The 24,473-nt window shown below is 37.9% G+C and carries 23 protein-coding genes and 2 tRNA genes; 11 read left to right on the top strand and 14 right to left on the bottom strand.

The genetic code is table 11. The annotated features are described in order from the left end of the window. Window positions 1-369 precede the first annotated feature (369 nt). From J576_RS15990 to J576_RS16000, 4 genes are read left to right on the top strand one after another with little or no spacing between them, the layout of a single operon-like run. Window positions 370-624 carry a hypothetical protein gene (locus J576_RS15990; RefSeq protein WP_000701730.1) on the top strand — a complete coding sequence of 85 codons (255 nt, stop codon included), beginning with the start codon at window positions 370-372 and terminating at the stop codon, window positions 622-624. A gap of 2 nt (window positions 625-626) precedes the next feature. Further along, entirely contained in the window at window positions 627-767 is a 141-nt protein-coding gene (locus J576_RS20235) for a hypothetical protein (protein ID WP_001259410.1), read from the top strand. After that, on the top strand, window positions 757-984 hold the full coding sequence (locus J576_RS15995; protein WP_001087629.1) for a hypothetical protein: 228 nt from the start codon (window positions 757-759) through the stop codon (window positions 982-984). The genes J576_RS20235 and J576_RS15995 overlap by 11 nt, the downstream gene beginning before the upstream one ends. Window positions 985-996: 12 nt before the next feature. Continuing rightward, window positions 997-1,650, top strand: a complete 654-nt coding sequence (locus tag J576_RS16000; protein WP_000838342.1) for a hypothetical protein — start codon at window positions 997-999, stop codon at window positions 1,648-1,650. Between the two features lie 57 nt (window positions 1,651-1,707). Here J576_RS16000 and J576_RS16005 read toward each other — a convergent pair whose 3' ends face one another. Together J576_RS16005 and J576_RS16010 are read right to left on the bottom strand one after the other, a co-directional pair. Further along, entirely contained in the window at window positions 1,708-2,436 is a 729-nt protein-coding gene (locus J576_RS16005) for a YagK/YfjJ domain-containing protein (protein WP_002041114.1), read from the bottom strand. Window positions 2,437-3,032: 596 nt separating this feature from the next. Beyond that, complete coding sequence (locus J576_RS16010; RefSeq protein ID WP_033855691.1) at window positions 3,033-4,760, bottom strand: hypothetical protein; 1,728 nt, start codon at window positions 4,758-4,760, stop codon at window positions 3,033-3,035. Window positions 4,761-4,944: 184 nt separating this feature from the next. Between J576_RS16010 and J576_RS16015 the strand changes: the two genes are divergently transcribed. Further along, window positions 4,945-5,682 carry a hypothetical protein gene (locus J576_RS16015; RefSeq protein ID WP_000101621.1) on the top strand — a complete coding sequence of 246 codons (738 nt, stop codon included), beginning with the start codon at window positions 4,945-4,947 and terminating at the stop codon, window positions 5,680-5,682. Between the two features lie 31 nt (window positions 5,683-5,713). On the opposite strand, the gene J576_RS16020 is transcribed toward J576_RS16015, so the two are convergent. Further along, window positions 5,714-6,634 (bottom strand): hypothetical protein, encoded by a 921-nt coding sequence (locus J576_RS16020; RefSeq protein WP_000022452.1) that lies wholly within the window; start codon window positions 6,632-6,634, stop codon window positions 5,714-5,716. 177 nt (window positions 6,635-6,811) lie between these two features. On the opposite strand from J576_RS16020, the gene J576_RS16025 reads away from it, so the two are divergent. After that, the gene (locus tag J576_RS16025) at window positions 6,812-7,078 is read left to right on the top strand and encodes a helix-turn-helix transcriptional regulator (RefSeq protein WP_000572501.1); all 267 of its coding nucleotides are present in this window, start codon (window positions 6,812-6,814) and stop codon (window positions 7,076-7,078) included. Window positions 7,079-7,133: 55 nt separating this feature from the next. Here J576_RS16025 and J576_RS16030 read toward each other — a convergent pair whose 3' ends face one another. The 4 genes from J576_RS16030 to J576_RS16045 form a co-directional block, all read right to left on the bottom strand. Further along, window positions 7,134-8,348, bottom strand: a complete 1,215-nt coding sequence (locus J576_RS16030) for a tyrosine-type recombinase/integrase (protein ID WP_000235462.1) — start codon at window positions 8,346-8,348, stop codon at window positions 7,134-7,136. A gap of 168 nt (window positions 8,349-8,516) precedes the next feature. Further along, window positions 8,517-8,606, bottom strand: a tRNA-Ser gene (locus J576_RS16035). An 85-nt stretch (window positions 8,607-8,691) separates the two neighbouring features. Further along, a complete protein-coding gene (locus tag J576_RS16040; RefSeq protein ID WP_002049550.1) occupies window positions 8,692-10,722 on the bottom strand; it encodes an NADPH-dependent 2,4-dienoyl-CoA reductase in 2,031 nt (676 codons plus the stop codon). Window positions 10,723-10,849: 127 nt separating this feature from the next. Beyond that, window positions 10,850-11,188: a hypothetical protein gene (locus J576_RS16045; protein ID WP_002049557.1), complete on the bottom strand. Its 339-nt coding sequence runs from the start codon at window positions 11,186-11,188 to the stop codon at window positions 10,850-10,852. Window positions 11,189-11,406: 218 nt separating this feature from the next. Between J576_RS16045 and argG the strand changes: the two genes are divergently transcribed. Further along, window positions 11,407-12,750 (top strand): argininosuccinate synthase, encoded by a 1,344-nt coding sequence (gene argG / locus J576_RS16050; RefSeq protein ID WP_002049558.1) that lies wholly within the window; start codon window positions 11,407-11,409, stop codon window positions 12,748-12,750. A 60-nt stretch (window positions 12,751-12,810) separates the two neighbouring features. Here the strand turns inward: argG and J576_RS16055 are convergent, their stop codons facing one another. Further along, window positions 12,811-14,073: a GGDEF domain-containing protein gene (locus J576_RS16055; protein WP_002049535.1), complete on the bottom strand. Its 1,263-nt coding sequence runs from the start codon at window positions 14,071-14,073 to the stop codon at window positions 12,811-12,813. 149 nt (window positions 14,074-14,222) lie between these two features. Here J576_RS16055 and pyrC point away from each other — a divergent pair, with 149 nt between their 5' ends. The 3 genes from pyrC (at window position 14,223) to J576_RS16070 (ending at window position 15,998) form a co-directional block, all read left to right on the top strand. Further along, window positions 14,223-15,257, top strand: a complete 1,035-nt coding sequence (gene pyrC / locus J576_RS16060) for a dihydroorotase (protein ID WP_002049554.1) — start codon at window positions 14,223-14,225, stop codon at window positions 15,255-15,257. Beyond that, window positions 15,242-15,904: a ribonuclease T gene (gene rnt, locus J576_RS16065; protein WP_001982681.1), complete on the top strand. Its 663-nt coding sequence runs from the start codon at window positions 15,242-15,244 to the stop codon at window positions 15,902-15,904. The genes pyrC and rnt overlap by 16 nt, the downstream gene beginning before the upstream one ends. 18 nt (window positions 15,905-15,922) lie before the next feature. Then, a tRNA-Glu gene (locus tag J576_RS16070) sits at window positions 15,923-15,998 on the top strand. Between the two features lie 125 nt (window positions 15,999-16,123). Here the strand turns inward: J576_RS16070 and J576_RS16075 are convergent. After that, window positions 16,124-16,519: a hypothetical protein gene (locus J576_RS16075; RefSeq protein ID WP_002049570.1), complete on the bottom strand. Its 396-nt coding sequence runs from the start codon at window positions 16,517-16,519 to the stop codon at window positions 16,124-16,126. Window positions 16,520-16,849: 330 nt separating this feature from the next. Between J576_RS16075 and J576_RS16080 the strand changes: the two genes are divergently transcribed. Then, window positions 16,850-17,533: a glutathione binding-like protein gene (locus J576_RS16080; RefSeq protein ID WP_002049543.1), complete on the top strand. Its 684-nt coding sequence runs from the start codon at window positions 16,850-16,852 to the stop codon at window positions 17,531-17,533. 5 nt (window positions 17,534-17,538) lie between these two features. Here J576_RS16080 and J576_RS16085 read toward each other — a convergent pair whose 3' ends face one another. The 5 genes from J576_RS16085 to J576_RS16105 form a co-directional block, all read right to left on the bottom strand. After that, window positions 17,539-18,783 (bottom strand): NADH:flavin oxidoreductase/NADH oxidase family protein, encoded by a 1,245-nt coding sequence (locus J576_RS16085; RefSeq protein ID WP_002049536.1) that lies wholly within the window; start codon window positions 18,781-18,783, stop codon window positions 17,539-17,541. Window positions 18,784-18,967: 184 nt separating this feature from the next. Beyond that, on the bottom strand, window positions 18,968-20,557 hold the full coding sequence (locus J576_RS16090) for an ABC transporter ATP-binding protein (RefSeq protein ID WP_002049564.1): 1,590 nt from the start codon (window positions 20,555-20,557) through the stop codon (window positions 18,968-18,970). Beyond that, window positions 20,535-21,545 (bottom strand): ABC transporter permease, encoded by a 1,011-nt coding sequence (locus J576_RS16095; RefSeq protein ID WP_002049525.1) that lies wholly within the window; start codon window positions 21,543-21,545, stop codon window positions 20,535-20,537. Before J576_RS16095 ends, J576_RS16090 begins: the two co-directional genes overlap by 23 nt. After that, window positions 21,545-22,597, bottom strand: coding sequence for an ABC transporter permease subunit (locus J576_RS16100; RefSeq protein ID WP_002049532.1), 1,053 nt, complete (start codon window positions 22,595-22,597; stop codon window positions 21,545-21,547). Before J576_RS16100 ends, J576_RS16095 begins: the two co-directional genes overlap by 1 nt. Window positions 22,598-22,626: 29 nt before the next feature. After that, complete coding sequence (locus tag J576_RS16105; RefSeq protein ID WP_002049568.1) at window positions 22,627-24,462, bottom strand: extracellular solute-binding protein; 1,836 nt, start codon at window positions 24,460-24,462, stop codon at window positions 22,627-22,629. Between the last annotated feature and the right edge of the window lie 11 nt (window positions 24,463-24,473).

The following is a 24,473-nucleotide window of genomic DNA, read 5'->3' on the forward strand; positions in this document are numbered from 1 at the left end:
ATGGTTTTGTGCGTTCTCTTAAGTCACGCCTTTACGGTGAGACTGGGAGGGGCACGCTTGCGTGCGCTGATTTCCTTTTGTATCAGTCTGTCAACCCGCCCAGTCTTGCCACCATTATTTGACAGTAATTTGGTAAGACTCTCTTTCATACAAAAGGAGTAGTCACCATGACTCAGCACTTTCTATCTATATTATTTTCCCTAAAACGATTTTCTATTCCTCTGTTGCAATAGCAACTTTCAAAATTTTTTGCTTATTTGACTGATCTAAACGCTATCTAGCCTTGGAAAGCTTTTTCAGATCTACACTTTAGTCAATTCAGCAAAATATATTACACATCAAATAACACAATAAAAATTAGGGGAAATGATGAAAATTCAAACTTCACTCATTGTTGTCTCAGTTGCACTTCTAGCATCAGGCTGTGCCAGCAAAACCGAACGCCAGTTTATCAGTGGTTGTAAAACAGGCGGCATTAATGACAGCACTTGTTCATGCATCTACGACAAACTTGAAAAGAAATATGGTGAGGGTGGACTGAAAGAAAATATCTACACCTTACAACAAACTGAATCCTTCCAGATGGATATGGTCAATGTGTCCTATCAGTGTATGAAGGAGTAGCCATGAGAACACTTGCAGGCATTATCTGCGTCATCGCTGTGATTTGTGTACTGGGTCTACCCTTCATTAGCTTCATGATCGTGATGGGAATTTTTATTGCATTGGCAAAATTTGCAACTGGGGGGGAAGTAAATGAATTCTAATCTTAAAGCTGGACTGATCAGCACTTATCTGGTCATTGGATTCTTTTTTGCCATCTATCAACATTTCTGGGGGCAGTATAACTATAAGCCATTTACCTACAATTTAGGGCAAGGCTTAGTGTGGCCTGCGGTGATGTTTCCTGTAATCGGTAAAATTGTTGGTGGAATTTTGATTCTACTATTCGTCTGGTTTGTTGTTATTCGTCCTAAATTATAAGGGAGTGCAATCATGAAATCATTATTTTCCACCATTGCCTTGTGTTCCCTGTTAATGGCATGTAGCCAGAACAATCAACCACCAAAAACTGATACTTCAGGTGAGCCTACCAATAATGCTGCTCAGCATACTCAATCAATCTATGCTCCTTATACCGAGGAAGCAGTTAAAGCTAAACTCAATGAAATGCAGATGATTATTGACAATGGTCATGTCTATTTACCTGCTGAGGTCAAGGAAGCGGAGTCTTATATCAGTGGATGGAATAAGTATCCTGATGTGCTGAAAGCCATGATGGAAACTGACCTTAATCCAAACAACACTCAGGAAGCTGCTGACATTCCGCTTGAGAATGAATCTGCACAAGTTAGCGATCTAAATGTTAAGGCTCGCATTAGTGCTAGAGAATCTCAATCTGCTTTTAATGTACAAGGGGCAATTGAATATATTCTTGAAATTCAATCGACCAGCAATCAGCCTTTTGTTCTACAAGGCATGAAAATTAATCGTGGTCGTTGTGGTTATTACACCGCTGACTTTCATAGCAAGATGCCTGTGCAAATGAGCTATAGCTCTACAGTATCGTACTTATTGAAATGCCGTGGTGATCAGGTGCTTGAAGCTGAATTAATCACCGATCAAGGAAATGTAAGTTTGTCTTTTTGATGTCAAACTGTACAAGATAGAGAATACATCTGATAGTCGTGTTCTCTATTTTTAATATCATAATGACTCATTTTGTTCAATATCTCTGCGCCATTTTACTTCAAACTGACCTGTACCAAAAGTCCGCATCTGTGGAGAGGTTTTAGCCCGTAAGCGCTGATCTTCTTTTTCAGGATTGACCAAGTACATCGCTGCACGAATCGCATTTGTAACTTGTATTGGTTGATCACGATGAATCATTCCAACCCCAAGCAATCCATTTTTATCAAATTTTTCCTTGTTGTCTTTGGTATTACAGTTGTAGTGAGTACCCTGTTGATTGGTGATGTGCTTCCAATACTCAGCCACCAGTTTTGCTAAACCTGAATCCTCTATACGACTATTCCCATCATAGATGAGTAATAAATGGCAGTGATAGCCTTTTTCTACACCCTGCTCTAATGCCCATACATAACCTTGTAAGTGCTTAAAACAGGTATCTTTATTTGACATACGATTACATAGAATATCCAATGCATACTTAAAGTCTTGAATACCCCAATGGATTTGATATTCTTTAAGAATAGAGATATCTACTCGAACAAACTGTAATCTAGCATAGTGTGTAAGCAGTTTATTTAGGTAGCATTCCAGTTTAAAGCGATTACGTTGTTCTTGACGCTGAAAATCGAATTGTTCTCGTATTGTATTTTTCATCTCATGTTGAATTATGCCTTGAATATGGAAGATGTGGTTTAGTTCAAATCGTAAAATATCTTCATAAAGATGGGAGTCCAATTTATCCATAATGTAATCTACGAGATTAATCACTCTTTTGAAAACATTAATGATTCTGGAATAAGTAAAATCTTCTCTGTAAATCACCTTAAAAGCACACACAGCATCCAACAGCTCTCGCTTGAATTCTTCATGATCATCAACAAATTGCTCATGGCATGTACTAACCATAAAATCTTCGATTGAGATAAGAATGGATGATTCACTTTCTAATGGATTATTCTGGTACATTTAGGTTCTCACTGAAACATAAGGTTCATATCTAAGTGAGAGATGTAAAATTTTACTGATCATGATTCTAAAGCAGGATGTTGTGGTCATCCTGCTTAGCTGAACATGCTTAGAGACTTTGGAACATACTATAGGGTTAATTTAGAATGCTTTTAGTGATTTGATATTGATACATTGTCTATAACCCATTTGAGTATGGGCTATACTTAACTAAATAACTCACTGTATTTAATCAACGATATAAGTTATTGTTTATATTATTAATAGATAATAATATATATTACCTGTTAAGCAAACCTGTCTAGACTGACCATTACACCACTGCGCCATACAGCGAGAATAACCAAATTATGGGAATATTACAGAAGCTAAACTTACGCTACTTTTTTATTCAGCAATTCAGTTCCTCCTGTATAAAACTGATCCAGCAATCCATATTTTTTCATGTCATCAACACTAGGTTCAATGAATTTCAGCAAATAGTCTTCGTTCGAATATTCCTCCTCTTTCCCACGAATTGGATGAGGGATATCGATCAGAAAAAACTCATCTTTAGTGAGTGTTGAATCGGGCACATAGATACAACTATACATTTTCTGCGACTCGACTTTTGGTATAATTTGAAAAAACTTGCCTGCTACATGACTGAGTCTTCGCGTACTTTTTAAAAATGGTAAAATCTGATTTTTGGCAATCAAATTCAAACAAAATAATAAGAATTCTAGGATGAACCGTTGCTCCTGTTTCTCTAGCTTCTGAATCTGTATTTGGATGTCCGCATCTGGATCGCTGTTTCTGATTAAGTCAGGATTTGTAATCAATTCCAAACGGTATTTTTCTTGAAAGACAAAAGGATAAATATCTTTTTCAATTGTAGTCCGATTTAAAATATCTACACCATATAACAGTGAACCTTGTAAGATATGCTGACGTAAACCCCGCTGATCAAGCAGTCTGCAACACCATGATTCAAAATAGCATTGCATCATTGTCAAATTTGAATCCAAATCATTCAACTTGATATGTTGCTTCTTTTTATTGATTAATGCTTGTTTGAACACTTTTGCAAATACTGTCAAATCTCCTTGTTCCTGATGGCATTGTTGTAATTGCAAATAATGAATTAGACATTCTTTAATGAAACTAGAAATCGTCTCCTGAACTTGTGATGAAGACTGGATACGCTCAATCATTGTTCCAGAAATAATGTTGATTTTATCTGAATCAAGCCCCTTAAGAACCAATGTCGTAAGGTGATTGAGATCGCGTGAGTTGTCAGAATCCAACGGCTGCACCTGCTCAGAAATTACCGTAAAAATATCAGCAATCTTTTTTATTTCAAAATGATGTCTTTCACTCGCTTCCAATATATAAAACCGACCATACCGAGCATGATTACCCCAAAAGGTATGAGATAAATTCAACACGTAGGTTGGCGTTATATTTTTTATAAATTTGTTATTGATCGTCCCATGCACATGTACCCGAAGCAGACCTATCTTTTTCAAAAAGTAGATCGAATCAAATATTGCTTGCTTATTTAACCCTGTTTTAGCAACCAGTTGTGTTGTACCTATATTACGTATCACCCCATAAGCATCACATGAGCGAGTCAAGTTTGATAATGTCAACAATACCCTAAAATCCAGTTTTTGTTCGGGTAGTAAATCAAACTTTTTAGTGGTCACTCTGACTTGAGATAATTTGATTAAAATAAGCATTAAAAGGTCAAACTGCTTAATCGCTCTCTTAAGGCGGACATACCTATGATGGGATGTTTCATGTTGATTAACTTTACTCAATAGCAGATTTAAATAATCTAAATTCAGCTGTATTGTTCTAACTCTTGCCCGCCGACCTGTTTCTGGATATGAAAACTCCAATATCTCAAAGCCTGATAACTCCTCCAATACCAGTTTTAATTTTTTATGTTGCACACCTATCTTTTCAGACAATTCCAACAATGAATCGTTGGTTTTTTGTGTACCAAAGAGACTAATAAATTTAATCAGCACCAGTCTAGCGTAGGAACTTAATCTATGTGGTGATAACTCATTAAAATTAAAAATGAGCTGCTTATGCTCTTCTGTCATTTCATCCATACATTTTTATTCATTCTACATTGCTATTAGTAAATTTTAGAATTATTTTTAGATAGGCACAAATATTTACTATAAAATAAATTTAAAACAAATAAACATTTACTAAACGTATTTAGAAATGTTTATTCCACCTTAATTAAAATCTATAATCATATTAGAATTTCAAACATCATAGAACATCAAAATGGCAAGAAAACAACTGACATTGCAACAATGGCTTGATAAAGATCAGACATTAAAATCCTTGTTTTTAGAGCACGAATGTAACAAAGAGCAGGCACTACTGCAGATAGTTCAGCTTCCTGATGGACGATTGCAAATTCAGCCCATCGAAACCATGATCCACCCATTACTCGTAGCAGAAATAACGAATCAATGGGTACTTTTACTCAATGAAAAATATTTTTCCGATCTAAAAAATAGATTCAGAAATTTCAAATATTCCAAGAAAAATCATGCGAATGTGAGAAAGCAATTTTATCTAACCTCACATACAGCCAAAAAAATGGAGGCATTGACTGAAAAGCTCAAACTTAAAACTGAGGCAGAGTGTCTAGAATTCCTGATGAATACGTATGAGGCAAAGCAAACGCTCCCTCCACCCTATAAGCAAAAATTAAATGAAAAAGACATGATTATTGAGGAATTGAACCAACGCATCAAAGCCCTTGATAAAATGCTTTATATTAAACAGCTTCAGGTACGCAAACAGGATGAAGTCATCCAGAAGTATCTCATTAATGAATTAATCAACAGTAAAATTACCATTAATGAATTAACCAATAGCCCCCTTCAGGACGCCAGTGAAATTCAGAAATTAAAACTCCAGTTTTTAAAGGAAATACAGAAAAATATTCAGCTAGAGCAAATCAGGCACCTATCCGTTGATCAAATTGCTTCTGATACTTTTGGTAATGAATAAGCTGATGATTGTTTTTTATGAGTACTTCTTATCACTTTTGAATAAGAATATCCTGTAACAGTTCAGTACAATCCCTTAAGTGGTGAAGAATACTTTCATCATTATAAATGGTGTTATAGGGTATTTTTTTCCCCAGCAGCAAAGCAGGGTCAGTTGACTTCTGAGCAATGATTAATTCGTTTATTTCTAACTGAAGTTTGTCGATCCTGTTCTGATATTTACGATTCTGATAAACCTTTCCATGATAATTTTCATTCTGTTTATTATGGGAATTAATGAGTCGTCCCTTTTCCAATTCTTCAATCAATGCCAGCTTAGAATCTATTTCATTCTGAATCCAGACCAGATTATTTTTTTGATATTCAAGTCTAAGTATTGGCAAAATTGATTTTACCGCCTGTGATAAATTCTCCCACCGACCATTTTTATGAGCTTCATCCCTTAAAACCCGATACAGAATTTGATGCCGTGGGTATACATTCTTATCATTACGAACTTTGACTGCCCGAATACCTCTCATTCGTTTCAAAATCTTTAAATTGCGTTGGGTGCAAATATTTTCATCCAGAGCCTGATAAGCCTGTAAAATGACACTATAACGTTTTTTTTGAATTGTATTTGAAAGCGTATCAAACTCGTCTTTTAATGCATTTAGCTGTTCCAATAGTACTACTATCTGCATAGGTGAAATGACAGTATTCTCACCTAAAATCAGTTGATGAAATTCATTTATTTCTTTCAGAATTAAATCATTGAGGTGTAGTCGCTCGTTCAGCACCTTTCGCTGTATATCGCTTAACTCAGCAACGATGATTCTTTTTTCTGGCTCATCAGCTGTTTTTATATTTCCACATGCCTCATTTTGTAAAAAACTGGATTCATAATAAGTAAACAGACAATCAATGAACTCCTGTTCCAATTCATTTAAGTCTTCAAATTTTATAATAGACATATTTTTATATTCCAATATGTTAACAATGTATAATAGTAATGTTTTTTTATAATTATGCACTGTTCTTTTATCACTGTATACCACTGTCTATCATGAGCCATATGAAAGTATGCAATGTTCAATATCAATACTTTCATACTGTTAATATTTATGTGTATAAAATCCTAGAGGTGGAAAATGATAGAACAGCATTATCGTGTCAAAGACTTAGTCAACTACCCTGAACGCCCTGCCAAGGACTATGTAGATCGTGGTGGTCGCAGACGAAAGCTATCTTATAAGCCTGCAACCAAAGGGATATTGAATATTGCAGAATCCACCTTCTGGAAAATGATTCGTCGGGGTGATTTTCCTGAACCTACCTATTTAACAGCAAGTATGCCCACATGGGCTGAAAGCCAGATTATTGAATGGCTTGAACTCAAAGAGCTTAAAGCAGCATAAATTAAATAGCCTGTCGTTTGACAGGCTATTTTTTTATCATTGGATTTTCATCTTTTTACTGTTGCTGATCCAGCAATGATTCTAGGTAATTCGCCCACTCCTGCATCATCTCCCGACGATTGTTTAAAAATTTGGTTCGATTGTAGGCTGTACCATTATTATCTTTTACTTTATGTGCCAATTGATGCTCAATAAAGTCTACACGTTGTTCTAATATTTCATCCAACATGGTTCGTGCGGTTGCACGTAATCCATGTGCCGTTTGCTTCCCAGCATAGCCCAAGCGTTTTAACGCTGAGTTAATCGTATTATCAGAAATAAAAGTTTTACCATCCCGACCCACGAAAATGTATTCACTGTATGGGTGCAGATCAATAATTGAATCAATTAAGTCAAAGGCCTGATCTGACAATGGTACAATATGAAGCTGCTTGGTTTTACTAGCTGTAAATTTAAAGCATCTTTCTTCACAATAGAAATACTCCTTTTTCAGCTTGCGTATCTCCCCAGGTCGCTGAAAGGTCAACACGGAGATTTTTAACGCCACTTGTGTGATATGTGAACAACGTGGATAAAGTTTGGAGTAGTTCCAAATTTTATTGAGCATTGGAGCTAGTTCCTGCTCCTCTGTCACGGCTGCAAAGTTCCCACCCTGTGGTTTGGGCAGTTCAATATCCTCAATAGGATTGTATTGAATCAGCTTCTTTTTACGTGCTGACTTAAATATCTGGTTCAAGTCCGATTTTAGGCGTTTGGCAACTGACAATGCACCACGTTCAATAATGCGCTTAAAGACCTTAATCTCAAGAATTTCCAAGGTAAGCTGTGGAAAGGTTAAATCACCAATATAGGGATAGACATCGTGCTTTAAACGACGGATCGTCTCTTCATCCTGTTTTTGCTCTAGCTCACGTTTATATAGCCATGCTTCAGCAACAATACGAAAGGTATTTTCTGCTTCTTTCTGTTTCTGGGACTTGGTTTCAATCCGCTCCATTGCTGGATCGATGCCCTGCTTAATGAGCTTCTTATATTCATCACGAATAGTGCGAGCATCATCCAGTGAAACTTCAGGATAAGTACCTAAAGATAAATCATTACGTTTGGCTAAAAATGGACGTGTGTAATTGAATATCCAGTACTTGCTACCACTCTGATCAATACGCAGGTACAGGTTTCCCCCATCAGACAGCTTATACATCTTGTCAGGATCAGGTTTAGCTTTTTTAACTTGTAAAGCACTAAGCTTATTGATTCCACGAGTCGCCATAATTCAGACATAAAAAAATGCAGTAAGAAATAATCTTACTGCATTTTTTACTACTTTATAACTACCGATTGGCGTAGTGCGTCACGGCTTGTCATATCGTATATTTCCAACTTTAACCTTATAAATCATAAACTTATATAGTGTTAAACAGTGTCAGAAACTTGAATTTGGCGGAAGCGGTGAGATTCGAACTCACGGAGGACTCACACCCTCGTCGGTTTTCAAGACCGGTGCATTAAACCGCTCTGCCACGCTTCCATGTGCGTAAGAATACAAAGCTTATTCATTTTATTCAAGAAAAATATCATCGCTTTGTGTTCAAGTGCATATTGTTTCATCAATTTTACAGTTGAGCGGCTAATTCTGCTCCTTCTTTGATCGCACGCTTCGCATCTAGCTCTGCTGCAAGCTTTGCACCACCAATAATATGGTAGTTCGCTATAGTCGACTCGCCTTCTTTTGGCATCAAGTCTTTTACAGACTCTTGACCTGCACACACCACAACAGTGTCTACACGTAAAAGCTGGTCTTGACCGTTATGTTCAATCCACAGCCCTTCATCGGTAACTGCTTTATATTGCACGCCGCGCAGCATACGTACGCCATGCTTTTTAAGCTGGGCGCGATGTACCCAACCCGAGGTCTTACCAAGACCAATACCGAGTGGTGTTGTTTTACGTTGCAGTAAATAAATTTCGCGTATCGCTGGTTCAACTATAGGAGGTTGCATCCCTCCTTCAGAAATGTAGTTCGGATCTGGGTCTACACCCCACTCGCGCTGCCACTCGGCTAAAGGTTGAGGCTGTGGTTGATGTGGTGGTTTAAGTAAAAATTCTGATACGTCAAAACCAATACCACCAGCTCCAATCACTGCGACTTTTTGTCCTACTTCTGCACCCTGTAAAACTTGAGCATAGGAAAGAACTTGTGGTGAATTACTTCCTTCAATTTTTAAAGCACGTGGTATTACACCCGTTGCCACAATAACTTCGTCAAAACCTTCACGCTCAAGTTGTTCACGATTTACACGAGTGTTTAAACGTACATCTACACCTGTTTTTTGAAGCTGTACTTTAAAGTAGCGAATTGTCTCGTGGAATTCCTCTTTACCTGGTACAACCTTGGCAAAGTTGAACTGACCACCTACATCTGTATTGGCTTCGAACAAGGTCACAGCATGACCACGGCTTGCAGCAACAGTGGCAGCAGACATACCTGCCACACCACCACCAACAACTGCTATACGCTTAGGCTGTTTAGTTTTTAAATAAACCAGTTCTGTTTCATGGCCTGCACGTGGGTTCACTAAACAAGACACACGTTTATTTTTAAATGCATGATCTAAACATGCTTGGTTACAGGCAATACACGTATTAATTTCATCAACACGGTTGGTCGCAGTTTTATTTACCCAAAAAGCATCGGCCAATAATGGGCGTGCCATTTGAATCATGTCTGCCTTGCCTTTTGCCAAAATTTCTTCGGCAGTTTCAGGCATATTAATACGGTTAGATGCAATTACCGGAATTGAAATATGCTGTTTTACATGAGCCGTGTAATCGACAAACGCTGCACGAGGTACAGACGTTACAATAGTTGGCACACGTGCTTCATGCCAACCAATACCCGTATTTAATAAAGTGACACCCGCCTTTTCTAAAGCTTTAGCAACAGTGACTACTTCTTGCATGGTGTTACCGTCATGCACAAGGTCGAGTAGCGATAAACGGAAACAGATAATAAATTTTTCACCAACTTTTGCACGAATTGCTTTCACAATTTCAACAGGAAAACGCATACGATTTTCAATTTCACCGCCCCAACGGTCAGTACGCTGGTTTACATGGCGACTTAAAAACTGGTTAATCAGATATCCTTCCGATCCCATAATTTCAACGCCGTCGTAGCCTGCTTTTTTGGCAATATCAGCGCACTGTGCATAGTCTTCAATGGTGGTGAGAATATTTTTTTCAGAAAGTTGACGTGGCTTAAATGGTGAAATTGGTGACTTTATAGCACTTGAAGACACTACAAACGGTTGGTAACCATATCTGCCCGCATGTAAAATTTGCATTAAGATTTTTGAGCCATGGTTATGGACAGCGTGAGTCACTAAACGGTGCTGCGGAATGTCAAATAAGCTATTCATGGTTCCGCCAGCTGGAGCCAACCAGCCTTGACGGTTTGGAGAAATACCTCCCGTCACAATCAGACCAACTCCACCTTTTGCACGCTCTTCAAAATAAGCTGCAAGTTTTGGGTAATTATAAAAACGATCTTCAAGTCCCGTATGCATGGAACCCATCACCACACGATTTTTAATAGTGGTAAAGCCTAAATGTAATGGTTTTAATAAATTGGCGTAACTTGTCATGCTGCGTCCCAATAATTTTTTGCAACTTGTTGCATAGTACTTTAATACTTTTTTGAAATGTTAGGATGACCACACATATTTTTTTACGTGTTTAAATTGTCAATTATTCGAGCTTGTGTCCCTTCATTTAATTTTTTATGGGTAATTGAAATGTTGAATCTTTTTCCCATTTAAATAGAGAGAAAAATAGCATCACAACAGCAATTACAGTTCCTATAGGGAACATATTAAGCATTAAGATAGATATCACAATTGAACCGATACGGCTGCTTGTAGTTCCAGTCTTAACACTTCTAGCGCATAAGAACTGTGTAGCGATTGCTGCAATAAGCCCTAAAAGACTACCAATAAAGTATTTGGGCGTATGCACAAATATATTGTAAATCGCATAGATAAGATCTGAAATTACAATAAACCCCGTAATACGATGCAATGTCGATAAAATTTGATTGTGATGAATCAACATATTTTGTTTTTTTCCTTTTTAGCATTTCGTCTAAATTGTCATACTTATCGTAAAACTTTATATTTTTCCAATATTAATCTATTTTTCAAATTAAAAAAAAAGAATTCCTTTCCTAACAGAAAAAAAATCGATTTGAAAAGTGATATAGTACTGAGCGAATAAATTCTCTTGGTCACCGAAGTATTAGGGTGCCTATTTCGAAATAGTTAGGACTAGCAATGACTGATAATGCAACGATCTTGCAGCATGTACCAGTAGGCAAAAAAGTTGGGATTGCCTTCTCCGGAGGCTTAGACACTTCAGCTGCTTTATTGTGGATGAAACAAAAAGGCGCTGAGCCTTATGCATACACTGCAAACTTAGGCCAGCCAGATGAAGATGACTACGATGCAATTCCAAAGAAAGCAGAACAATACGGCGCTGTAAAAGCTCGCTTAATTGACTGCCGCTTACAATTGGCACTTGAAGGTATTGCTGCAATTCAGTGTGGTGCATTCCATATCAGTACAGGTGGTGTTCCTTATTTCAATACGACTCCACTCGGTCGTGCAGTAACAGGTACTATGCTCGTTACTGCTATGAAAGAAGATGACGTAAACATCTGGGGTGACGGTTCAACTTATAAAGGTAACGATATTGAACGTTTCTATCGTTATGGTTTATTAACTAACCCAAATCTTAAAATTTATAAGCCTTGGCTAGATCAAAACTTTATTGATGAGCTTGGTGGCCGTGCAGAAATGTCACAGTTCCTCATCGACAACGGTTTTGACTACAAAATGTCAAAAGAAAAAGCGTACTCAACTGACTCAAACATGTTGGGCGCAACTCACGAAGCAAAAGATCTTGAATACCTAAATGCAGGTATCAAAATCGTTGATCCAATTATGGGCGTTGCTTTCTGGAAAGAAGAAGTTGAAATTAAACCTGAAGAAGTAACTGTACGTTTTGAAGAAGGTGTTCCTGTTGCGTTAAATGGTCAAACTTTTAACAATCCAGTTGAGCTTATTCTTGAAGCAAACCGTATTGGTGGCCGTCATGGTTTAGGTATGTCTGACCAAATCGAAAACCGTATTATCGAAGCAAAATCTCGCGGTATTTATGAAGCACCGGGTATGGCTCTTCTTCATATTGCTTACGAGCGTTTGGTTACTGGTATTCATAACGAAGATACGATCGAACAATACCGCATTAATGGTTTACGTTTAGGTCGTTTACTTTACCAAGGTCGTTGGTTCGACTCTCAAGCGCTTATGCTTCGTGAAACTGCACAGCGTTGGGTTGCTAAAGCGATTACTGGTGAAGTGACCCTTGAACTTCGTCGTGGTAATGACTACACCATTATGAACACTGAATCTCCAAACTTAACGTATGAAGCTGAACGTTTAACAATGGAAAAAGGCGATTCAATGTTTACGCCAATGGATCGTATTGGTCAGTTGACTATGCGTAACCTCGACATTACCGATACACGTGCAAAACTTGGTATTTATACAGATGCTGGTTTGCTTTCAATCGGTCAAGGTTCTGCTATTCCTCAATTAGACAATAAGAAAAAATAATTTTCTTATAACGTCAAAAAAGCCACCTCTATGGGTGGCTTTTTTAAGTCTCATGTCAAGCTAAGCAATTTCTGCAACTTGTAGAGGCTGATAATAAATTTGATTACGGCCAAGCTGCTTTGCTCTATATAAAGCCTGATCTGCTGCATGAATCAATTTATCTTGTCCCATCTTTAATCCACCTGTATATACGGTAAATCCTAAACTGATCGTGACATACTTTGACACTAACGAAGCAGCATGAGGAATGGCTTGCCGTTCAATCGCTTTATAAATATTTGCAGCCACTGCATATGCACCCTGTGCAGGTGTTTCAGGTAAAAGTACAACGAACTCTTCACCGCCATAACGCGCAACAAAATCGACATGACGAATCGAGTTTTTAATTGCTGCCGCAATACTAGAGATGACTTTATCCCCCATCTGATGTCCATAAAAATCGTTATAGTTTTTAAAAAAATCGATATCAATAAATAAAACAGCTAACGGACGTTTCTCTTGATTTGCACGGTAATAGAAGAAGTCAAACATTTCGTCAAAGGTACGACGGTTTGAAATTTGAGTAAGCGCATCTTGCTGACTTAAATGCAGAAGTTCAGATGCTTCAATCCGTAAAATCTGCTCATTAATTTCAGCAAGTTGGTTATTTAAAAAAAGACTTCGCTCTCTTGAGATGAGCATCGTGCTAATTGAGAAACCTAAAATACAAGTGCCGAACAAGGCCCGACCAAGGGCAATATAATCACAATTTACATTCAATAAATTAAGAAAAACAAAAACTAATATTGCTGCTGATAAACCAACGTACAGCATATGTAATGGTTTGATGCCACTTAGAATAAAACCAAGCATATATAAAAATGAAAGAAGCAACATCGACTGATTTTTAAGTGCCATATTTTCGACACTGAGCAACAACATGGCACTTGTAATAATTGAGAAGAAAACAATGCCACAAGCAGCAAAATAAAAGTGATTAGAGAGTTTTTTAAATTTGGCAAAAATCCAAAATAATAAGAGTGCAAGCGCAATATTCATTGCACTCAACAAACAATGAATAAAGTCTAAAGTAATATATGGTTCACCAATTACTAAGTAGTCAGTTGGAAGTGCCAGTAAAATAAAAATTAAATAAGTAAGTACTCCACTTGCTAAAAACTTAGAGATGTTTTGCCGTGTACGATCAAGGTTTAAACACCAGAATTTTTTTTCTAGCTGCTTTGGTAAAGGCATATTGGCGTAACGATGGGTATGTAGAGTGACCAAATACTCGATTTCTTCTTTCGATTTGAGTAATTGATGGACATTTCCCCTATTCGCCACTAGTCGATTCCTACATATTTCGCGTTAACAAAATATAACATTATTTTTTAAAGCTCCCTGCGCTTTATTTTGCCATTTGTCCGTAATTCTCGTTACCATTTTCACACTTTATCGATTATCATTTGTTTTATTTCGAAGTTTGAACTGCCTTGAACTCTATTACCCTGCTCCAGCCAGATGATTGGCATGCACATTTACGTGATGGTTTAGCATTAAAACGTACTGTTCCAGATTTGGCTAAACAATTCGCCCGCGCGATCTGTATGCCTAACCTTGTACCGCCTGTAAAAACAGTAGAAGAAGCTTTAGCTTATCACGAGCGCATTCTTGCTCATGTTCCGGAAGGCAATAATTTTGACCCTCGTATGGTGCTTTATTTTACTGACCACACTTCACCAGATGAAGTTCGTAAAATTAAAGAATCAGAACATGTCAATGCGATTAAGCTTTATCCTGCTGGTGCAACCACCAACTCTGACAATGGTGTGAGTGATATTCGCAAAGTTTATGCAGTTATTGAGCAATTAGAAGAGCACCAAGTTCCGTTATTACTTCATGGTGAAGTGACTCACAATCATGTAGATATTTTTGATCGTGAAAAACGCTTCCTAGATGAGGTATTATCACCTTTATTGAAACAGTTCCCTAAACTTAAGGTTGTGCTTGAGCACATCACGACTAGTGATGCAGCACACTTTGTTTTAGAACAAGACCGTAATGTGGCGGCAACAATCACTCCACAACATTTATTATTTAACCGTAATGATATGTTGGTCGGTGGTATTAAACCGCATTTCTACTGTTTACCAATTTTAAAACGTCAAACGCATCAAACAACTTTACTTGAAGTTGCAACAAGCGGTAATCCTAAGTTTTTCTTAGGTACAGACAGCGCACCTCATGCACAAAATGCAAAAGAGAATGCTTGTGGCTGTGCAGGCTGTTATAGTGCACCAAACGCAATTGAGCTTTATGCACAAGCGTTTGATCAAGTCGGTAAATTAGAGCGCCTAGAAGGTTTTGCTAGCCATTTTGGTGCAGACTTCTACGGTCTACCACGTAATACTTCTACCATTACTTTGGTTAAAGAAGATAATCTCGTTCCCGAATCTTTTGATTATTTAGATAATCAAAAAATCATCCCGCTGCATGCCGGGAAAACGCTGCAATGGAGAAAAGTGTGACACAAGAAAATTCTGTCCCGGTCATTGGCCAACGTTTTCGTGGCTTCTTACCTGTTGTTGTCGATGTTGAAACGGCAGGTTTTAATGCCCAGACAGATGCATTGCTAGAAATCGCGTGCATTCCAATTGTGTATGATGCTCAGGGACAATTTGTCCCTGGTCCTGCATTTCATGCACATATTAACCCTTTTGAAGGGGCTAACCTCGATCGTCGTTCGCTCGACTTTATTGGTATTGATCCATTCAACCCAATGCGTATTGCAATGGCTGAAGATGAGCGAACTGCGTTACGTCGTATTTTTAAATCGGTCAATGAAGTTCGTAAACAGCAACATTGTACTCATGCAGTACTCGTAGGCCATAACGCACATTTTGACCTTGGTTTTTTACAAGCAGCGATTGCTCGCTCAGGTACAAAAAACCAAAACCCGTTCCATAGTTTTTCAGTCATGGATACAGTTACTTTAAGTGCAGTAATGTTTGGACAAACAGTGCTTGCAAAAGCATGTATTCAAGCTGGAATTGAGTTCGATGGTAAAGAAGCACACTCTGCTTTATACGATACTCAGAAGACTGCTGAACTGTTTTGCTATATATTGAACAAACTGTCACCTTACCTCCTTGACAGTTTGGTGGCGGCTTCTTAAGATACCGCCATCCTCAACGTCCCTATCGTCTAGAGGCCTAGGACATCGCCCTTTCACGGCGGTAACCGGGGTTCGAATCCCCGTAGGGACGCCATATCTATTATGAATAATTATTAAAAAATATAGATATCTGCTTATCTACTATCATTTTAACTACCACAATAATTTATCCACCTCCAAACTCTTCTGCTTTAGAGTGCTTTATTAAAAATTCATTTATTAATTTCCGATCCGTTTTAAAGCAGCCACACGAACAAACATTATGGGATCATTACCAAGTCTTCTCAAAATATGAATTGGCGCCTTTTTATTACATGCAACTCTCTCACGAACTGTTTCACTCTTATCTTGAGATAATAAATCAAATAGCTCTGGACTAAGTTTTCTCTTACTAGCAACTGTTGCCCGAACAGATTCATTTGTATCTCGTGCTAGAATTTTTAATATATTTATTGGCACAGTTTTATTATGTGCGACCCACTCCCTCATTTCAGGAAATTTGGAAATAACTTCCATCCAAACTACATCAGAAGCATCATCATAGGCTGCACGTGTATATTCCTCAAGTATTTCACTAGTTCTAAGGAAAACGAACTCTTCTGCTGAACTAATCAATTAAAAGTTAACCCTCTTTTCAATTCTTTCTATAGAATAAACCTTTGAATTTCTTCTTCAATTTATTTATTAGGATGAAACACATACCACTTGGGTAGACATCAGTCATACGTTCTAAACTAAGAATATAAAGAACTAAAACATCAGCCTTTTACCGCGTAAGATCTCACTAGGGATATTAGTCATTAAAAAGCCACTGTCTAAAAATACGGTGGCCTTTATTTCCTCATATAAAATATTATAAATTTATGATTTATAAATATTTTATTATACTTAAGGTATGTTCTACCCTATACTAAAAATAGATCAAAACTATAATTTGAACATGACATGCAAATTCGATTATTTCATTTACAAAATTCACGCTCTCAACGCATTATTTGGTTTTTAGAAGAATTAGGGCTCAACTATGATCTCATCACTAAATATCATTCGGACGAAGACAAAAATAATAACTCACCACATCAACTATCAAAATTTCCAACTCTCGAAATTATTGAACAAGAGCAAACTTCAATTTTGGCTGAAACCTCAGCAATTCTAGATTATTTCTCTCATTTACACCCACAACTGAGCCAGAACAATTTACTAAGCCAACAACTTCAAAACTTTTATTATTGGAAGAATTATTGTGAGGCGACATTCATTCCAGATCTGGTACTCAAGCAAATCTTTCACCAAATTGCAGAACGCACGCCTTTTCTGGTCCGTTTCGTTCCTAAGCTTTTAAAATATGGATTTGATCAAGGCTATCTCAATCAATCATTACAAAGACACATGAGCATGATTGATAAACATTTAGAACGTCACTTATGGTTTGCTGGAGATCAGTTTACTACTGCTGATATTTTGATGTGGTTTCCATTATTGGCTTGCTCACCAAATTACAGCCAGTTTAAACATATACAGCGTTATCTGACCCAGATAGAAAACAGACCTGCCTTTAAAAATGCTCTAATTAAAGGTCAATGGTCTGCTCCTACTTTTCAAACTTACTGGGCTATTGCTTGGTGATTTATTTATGCAGACTTACGTGAATTCACGCGCCCCTGAACAACGGCCTTAATATTGCCCTTCGCGTAATTTAAAAACACAATTAAAGGCGATAGTTTTGGATTTGGTTTTTTACCCTGCCCAATTGCTTTAAATTGTGCTGCGTACCAAATGATTTCCATAATCGCCATCTTATCGACAAAAGGTAAACCTGTTTTAATTGGTTTTACGGCATAGCGAACATCCTGACCTGCGATTAAACGGTCAGTTAAATCTGTTTCAACAGCAAGTGGACGAGCAATGCCAATAAAGTCACATGCTCCACTTGCCAGAGCAGCATTCATACCTTCGACTGTACGGAAGCCACCTGTCACTATAAGTTTACATTTTACATGCTGACGGATTTTTTCAGCAAAGTCTAAGAAGTATGCTTCCCGTGCGATGGTACTTGCCTTACGTTTATCAGCTTTGACACCAGCCATTGCTGGTGCTTCGTAAGTTCCACCTGAAATTTCAATTAAGTCAATCCCAGCTTCATCAACGGCTTTAAATACCGAAATTACATCTTCTTCGCTAATACCACCGCGCTGGAAGTCGGCAGAGTTGAGCTTAACTGAAATAATAAAATTCTCTGAGGTTGCTTCACGTACCGCTTTATAAACTTCTAGTAAAAAGCGAGTACGGTTTTCAACTGAGCCACCCCATTGGTCTGTACGCTTATTGGTTAATGGTGATAAAAACTGGCTAATTAAATATCCATGTGCACCATGTAACTGCACCCCTTCAAAACCTGCGTTCTCACAAATACGGGCAGCTGTTGCAAAGCGTTTAATAATATCCAAAATTTCTTCATGCGTAAGCGCACGTGGCGTACCAAACATAGTCGCTAAAGCTGGACTAAAAGGAACTGCCGAAGGTGCAACTGTTTCTTTATTTAAGCCTTTAGGGCACTGACGGCCTGGGTGAGACAATTGAATAAGCTGTACCATTCCATATTGTTTACCGACTGCTGCCCATTCTTTTAAACGCTCTAGGTCACGCTCAGTTTCAATCACCACTACCCCGGGTTCGTTTTTGGCTTCTACATTGACCATAACATTCCCAGTAATCGCACAGCCCAAACCACCTTTGGCCCATGCACCGTACAGGCCTAAATGTAAGTCATTCGGCTGGCCTTCATAGTTTGCGAGTGCCTCACTCATTGCACCTTTAATAATTCGATTTTTAAATGTGGTATTTCGAATTGTGATTGGTTGTGCAATCTGGCTCATGGTTAACCTCTTTTAATATTTTAGAGCAATTACTCTAATTTAGATGAGTTATAGGTCATGTCAAGGGGAAATCGATAACTGACAATATCACATGTCAAATTTAAAAAACATAAAAAAATGCAACTTTTTGCATTAAAAACAAAAATATTATTTATTTTTATAAAACAATATCTTACAAAAATATTTAAAGGCTTGCTGTAATTAACTGCTTGGTATATTCAGTTTTAGGATCATTAAATAACTGTTCAGTTAGCTGATATTCAACAACTTTTGCATGTCGTAATACCATCACTTTATGACACAGTGCTTTGACCACATTTAAATCATGACTAATAAAAATATAGCTTAGGTGCTCAGTTTGTTGTAAACGTCGCAATAATTGAATCATGGCCTTTTGCGTGGTTCGGTCTAAGGCAGACGTTGGCTCATCTAAAATTAAAAGTTTAGGTTGAACCACTAAAGCTCGTGCTAGAGCAACGCGTTGACGTTGTCCACCCGAAAGCTCGTGCGGATAGCGGTGTTGAAAGTCTTCAGCCAACTCAACTTTTACTAAAGCAGATTTAACTTGCTGTTTGATCTCGTGATCGGCTACAGCTTTCACTTTTAAGCCTTCAGCAATAATCTGCCCTACCGTCATACGCGGGTTTAAACTACCAAATGGGTCTTGGAAAACAATTTGTAAGTCTGACCTAATCTTACGCAAAGCTTTTTGTTCTAAGTAGTTTATGTCTTGCCCTAAAAAGATAATTTGCCCCTCACTTTTAATTAATCGAACCAGAGCCAAAGCCAATGAGGTTTTACCCGATCCACTCTCCCCCACAACGCCTAATGCTTCGCCTTGGGCAAGCTCAAAGCTTACATTTTCAATAGCAGTGGTATAACCCTGAATACGGTTAAAGAAACCACGTCGAATTGGATATTTAACATTGAGTTGTTGAACAGATAAAATGTTATGACTGATTGAAGGCTGCTCAGCAAAACCAAGATCATGATCTAACAGTTGCTGAGTATAAATTGACGCAGGATTTTTAAAGATTTGCTGAAGCTGACCTTGCTCTACAACTTGTCCTTCGTGTAATACAATCAGCTCATTGGCATAACGGCGTACCAAATTTAAATCATGGCTAATCAAAATTAGCGCCATGCCATATTTACTTTGCAAAGACCTCAGTAACTCTAAAATTTGCGTCTGTAAAATCACATCAAGCGCTGTAGTTGGTTCATCTGCAATTAAAATTTTAGGTTGAAGCGCTAGCGCAGCCGCAATCATTATCCGCTGTTTTTGTCCACCCGAAAGTTCATGCGAATAGCGTTTTAAAATATGCTTTGGATTACTAATTCCTACGTCTTTTAATAATTGAATTACCTGCTGCTGAGCTTTTGCCTTTGACCCACCTTGTAAAATGAAATGTTCACCGACAATTTTTTCAACACGATGCAATGGGTTTAAAGCCGTAGAAGGCTCCTGAAAAATCATGGCAATTTGGCGGCCACGTATATGTGTTTTTGTCTTTTCATCTGTTTCTAAAATATTTTTTGAATCAATAATAATACGGCCAGATGTTTTTAATTTTTCTGGTAATAATCCCATCATTGCCAAACAGCTTATTGTCTTACCTGAACCACTTTCCCCTACAATTGCAAGCGTATCTCCAGCTTGCAAATTTAAATTGAGACCCTCCAATAAAGGCTGATCTTGCATAAAGATTGAAAGGTTTTCTATTTTTAGCAAGGTAGTACGTGAACTTAAATTACTTTCTTGGGTCAAATGCATCGCGTGCCGCCTCCCCAATATAAATTAATAATGACAACACAAAAGCCAAGCTAAAAAAGCCCGATAAAGCCAACCACGGTGCATCTAAGTTATTTTTGCCTTGCAATAATAACTCACCTAAAGAGGCAGCATCTGGTGGTAAACCATAGCCCAAGAAATCGAGTGCGGTTAAAGCAATAATATTAGTAGTCAAAATAAAAGGTAATTGCGACAGGCTAGAACTTATGGCATTTGGCAAAATGTGCTTAAAGATAATTGCTCTATCAGTTACACCTAAAGCCTGAGCCGCACGCACATAGTCAAGTTGACGCGCTTTTAAAAATTCGGCACGGACAATTCCTACCAGTACAGTCCAGCTAAAGAACAGCATAATAAAAAATAGCCAATATACATTTGGGGTAAACATGCTGACCAAAATCATGACCATAAAGAGCATGGGTAAACCATTCCAGACTTCTACCAGTCGTTGTCCCAGCAAATCGACCCAGCCACCATAGTAACCTTGTATAGCACCCACAAAAATACCAAGTAGTGCTGCACAAGCTGTTAAAGCCAAGCCGAAAAGTAATGAGACTCTAAGCCCATAGAGAATACGTGCAAGCACGTCTCGCCCTTGGTCATCTGTCCCTAACCAGTTCTGCTTAGAAGGTGGCGATGGCACAGGTACAGCCAAGTCTAAATTAGGAGTCTGGTAAGAAAATCTTATGAGGGGCCAAATTGCCCATCCGTTATGATTGATAAGCTCTTGTACAGCGGGGTCTTTATAATCTGCTTCTGTTTCAAACACGCCACCAAAAGTAGTTTCGGGATATGATTTAAATACAGGCAAATAATAAGCGTCCTCATATTTCACCAACAATGGTTTATCGTTAGCAATGAGCTCAGCAGCTAAGGACATTGCCAAAATGAGGCTAAACAAAATAAAGCTTGCCCAACCTAATTTATATTGCCTAAACTTTTGCAGCCGTGACTGCACAATTAAAGACATTATTTGCCTCCTTGTGCGTCAAAGTGAATACGCGGATCAATCCATTGATACAGCACATCGCAAATAAGTCGTAAAAGCAGACTAAACAGCGTGAAGAAAAACAATACTCCAAAAATAACCGGATAGTCTCGCTGAACAATTGCTTCAAAGCCTAATAAGCCAACACCATCTAGATGAAAAATAATTTCAATAAAAAGATTTCCCACAAAGAAAATGCCTGCTAAAGCCTCTGGCAATCCGGCCAGTACGACTAAAATAGCATTACGAAATACATGTTTATATAAAACTTGCTGGCTATTTAAACCTTTTGCATAAGCTGCCAAGACATAAGGTTTATTGAGTTCTTCTAAAAATGAATATTTGGTTAGATAAGTTAGGCTAGCAAAACCACCCAACACCATGGTAATAAGCGGCAACGTCATGTGCCATAAGTAGTCCGTAATTTTTCCGAAAAGACTTAATTGATGAAAATTATCCGACACGAGGTTTTGCAATGGAAACCAGTGAAAATATGATCCACCTGCAAAGAAAACGATAAGTAATATAGCAAAGACAAAACTTGGTACTGCGTAACCTACTACAAGTAATAGAGAGGTAGAACGATCAAACCATGTATCTTGTTGTTTCGCTTTTTTAATTCCAAGTGGAATTGAAATAAGATAAATCAGCAAAGTGCTCCATAGCCCAATCGAGATCGACACAGGCATTTTTTCCCAAAGCAACTCAACTACTGGTTTATCTTTAAAAAAGCTTTGTCCAAAGTCTAAAGTCAAATAGCCCTTTAACATCAGTAAAAAACGTTCTACTGGAGGATGGTCAAAACCGTATTGTGCTTTAATTTGCTCTACCATTTCGGGGCTTAATCCTTTAGCACCCTGATAGTACATTTCAGTACCTAATATCCGCCCTGCTCCTACGCCACTTTCTACCTCATGGATTGCTTGTTCTACAGGTCCACCCGGCGCAATTTGCACGACCACAAAGTTGATCAATAAAATAATGAACAACGTTGGAATCATTAAAAGAAGTCGCTTTAGAATATATGAACCCATATAACAGGATTTCCTTTAGATACGTGCTTTTATTGTTGATGTAAATATTGGGCAACTTTTTTGGCTTGGTTTGGATTACTCCACCAATACTCTATACCAGCCGAGAGTACGGGTTTCACTTTAGGTTGCTGATACATATTCCAGTACGCATACCAATAATCCCCTTTCCCATAAGTCGGGATCTGGTAATATCCTGCGCGAAGCAATCGGTCGAGAACATGAGTATAAGTGATTTGCTGATCATGGTCTTTGGCAGTCACCAGTTTTAAAATGACTTCATCAATAACCGGATTACGAATACCAGCGTAGTTATAGTTGCCATCTTGAACTGCTGCGGCACTTCCCCAGAACTGAGCCTGTTCATTGCCCGGATTTAAAGATTGCGGCAAATTCATCGTAGTCATGTCAAAGTCATAATGGCGTGTACGCTCTAAATATTGCGGCGCATCAACCTGCCGTAAATTAATATTAATTCCTAATTTTTTTAAATTTCTTACAAATGGCATCAGTGTTCTTTGTTTGCCATCTTGCTGAATGAGGAACTCAATTTTTACAGGCTGGCCTTCAGGAGTATATAACTGCCCTTCTTTGATTTTATAGCCTGCTTGAATGAGTAATTGTCTTGCGATTAATAAGTTTTGGCGGTTAAAACCACTGGCATCCGAGACAGGATATTTCCAGTCTGTCAAAACAGCTTTTTGCATGACTGGAGAAAGCTTTGGCAAAAGAGGCTTTAATATAGTGAGCTCACTCTTTGAAGGACGACCTGTTGCTGCCAACTCACTATTTTCAAAATAACTTTGTAGTCTTTGATATTGTCCATAAAACAAAGCTTTATTTTGCCATTCAAAGTCATAGGCATAGGTTAAGGCTTGTCTAAAGCGAATATCGTTTAAAGGTTTTCGCCGTGTGTTAAACACATAACTTTCAGTTGCAATCGGATTATGGTGTCTAAACTTATATAGCGTGATTAAACCTGATTTTACCGCTGGAAACTTGTAGTCAGTGACCCATTTTTTTGGATTAGTTTCTTCATGCAAGGTATATTGCCCAGATTTAAAACCTTCGAATGCAATGTCCCAATTTCGGTAATAAACATACTTTAAATGATCGAAGTTATAGCGCCCTTTATTAATAGGTAGGTCTTTTGCCCAATAATTCGGATTACGTTTATAACTAATACTTCGACCTGCATCAATTTTCTCAACCACGTAAGGCCCTGAACCTATAATCGGTTGCAAAGTAATACGAGTAAAGTCACGGTTCTGCCAGTCTGCTTTTGAGTAAATCGGTAAACTCGCCACAACAAATGGCATTTTTGGATTATGGCTAGACTTAAAAGTGAATTTAACTTGATGAGGATTTATAACTTCTGTTTTTGCCAAGTCTGCAAGATACATTTGTAGGCCAAAATTAGATTTGGTTTGATAGGTATCAAAGCTAAATTTTACATCCGTTGCTGTTAAAGGCTGTCCATTACTAAAGCGTGCTTTGGGATTTAAATAGAAGGTAATCGATTGCGTTCTTTCTGGATCATAGGAAACTCTCTCAGCTAAAAGTGGGTATAAAACTCCAACTTCATCGAGTGACTGAGTCATTAAAGTATCAAAAAGATAATTTACTCCTTCTGTCGCGTTCCCCTTACCGTTCATGCTGTTTAAATTATCAAAAGTCCCTTGCGCAGCCCGACTCAATACTCCACCTTTTGGTGCATTCGGATTGGCATAAGGCATTGCAGCCATTGTTAAATATTTAGGCTTAGAGTGAATTGCGATATAAGGCGTGATTTGCTGTGCAGAGAATACAACTTGTGAAAAGACACTGAGCCCGACTAGCAGGCTCAGTTGAGGATATAACTTTTGCATAAAGTTCTAAT

It is taken from the genome of Acinetobacter sp. 766875 (assembly GCF_000582055.1).
Taxonomy (GTDB): Bacteria; Pseudomonadota; Gammaproteobacteria; order Pseudomonadales; family Moraxellaceae; genus Acinetobacter; species Acinetobacter nosocomialis.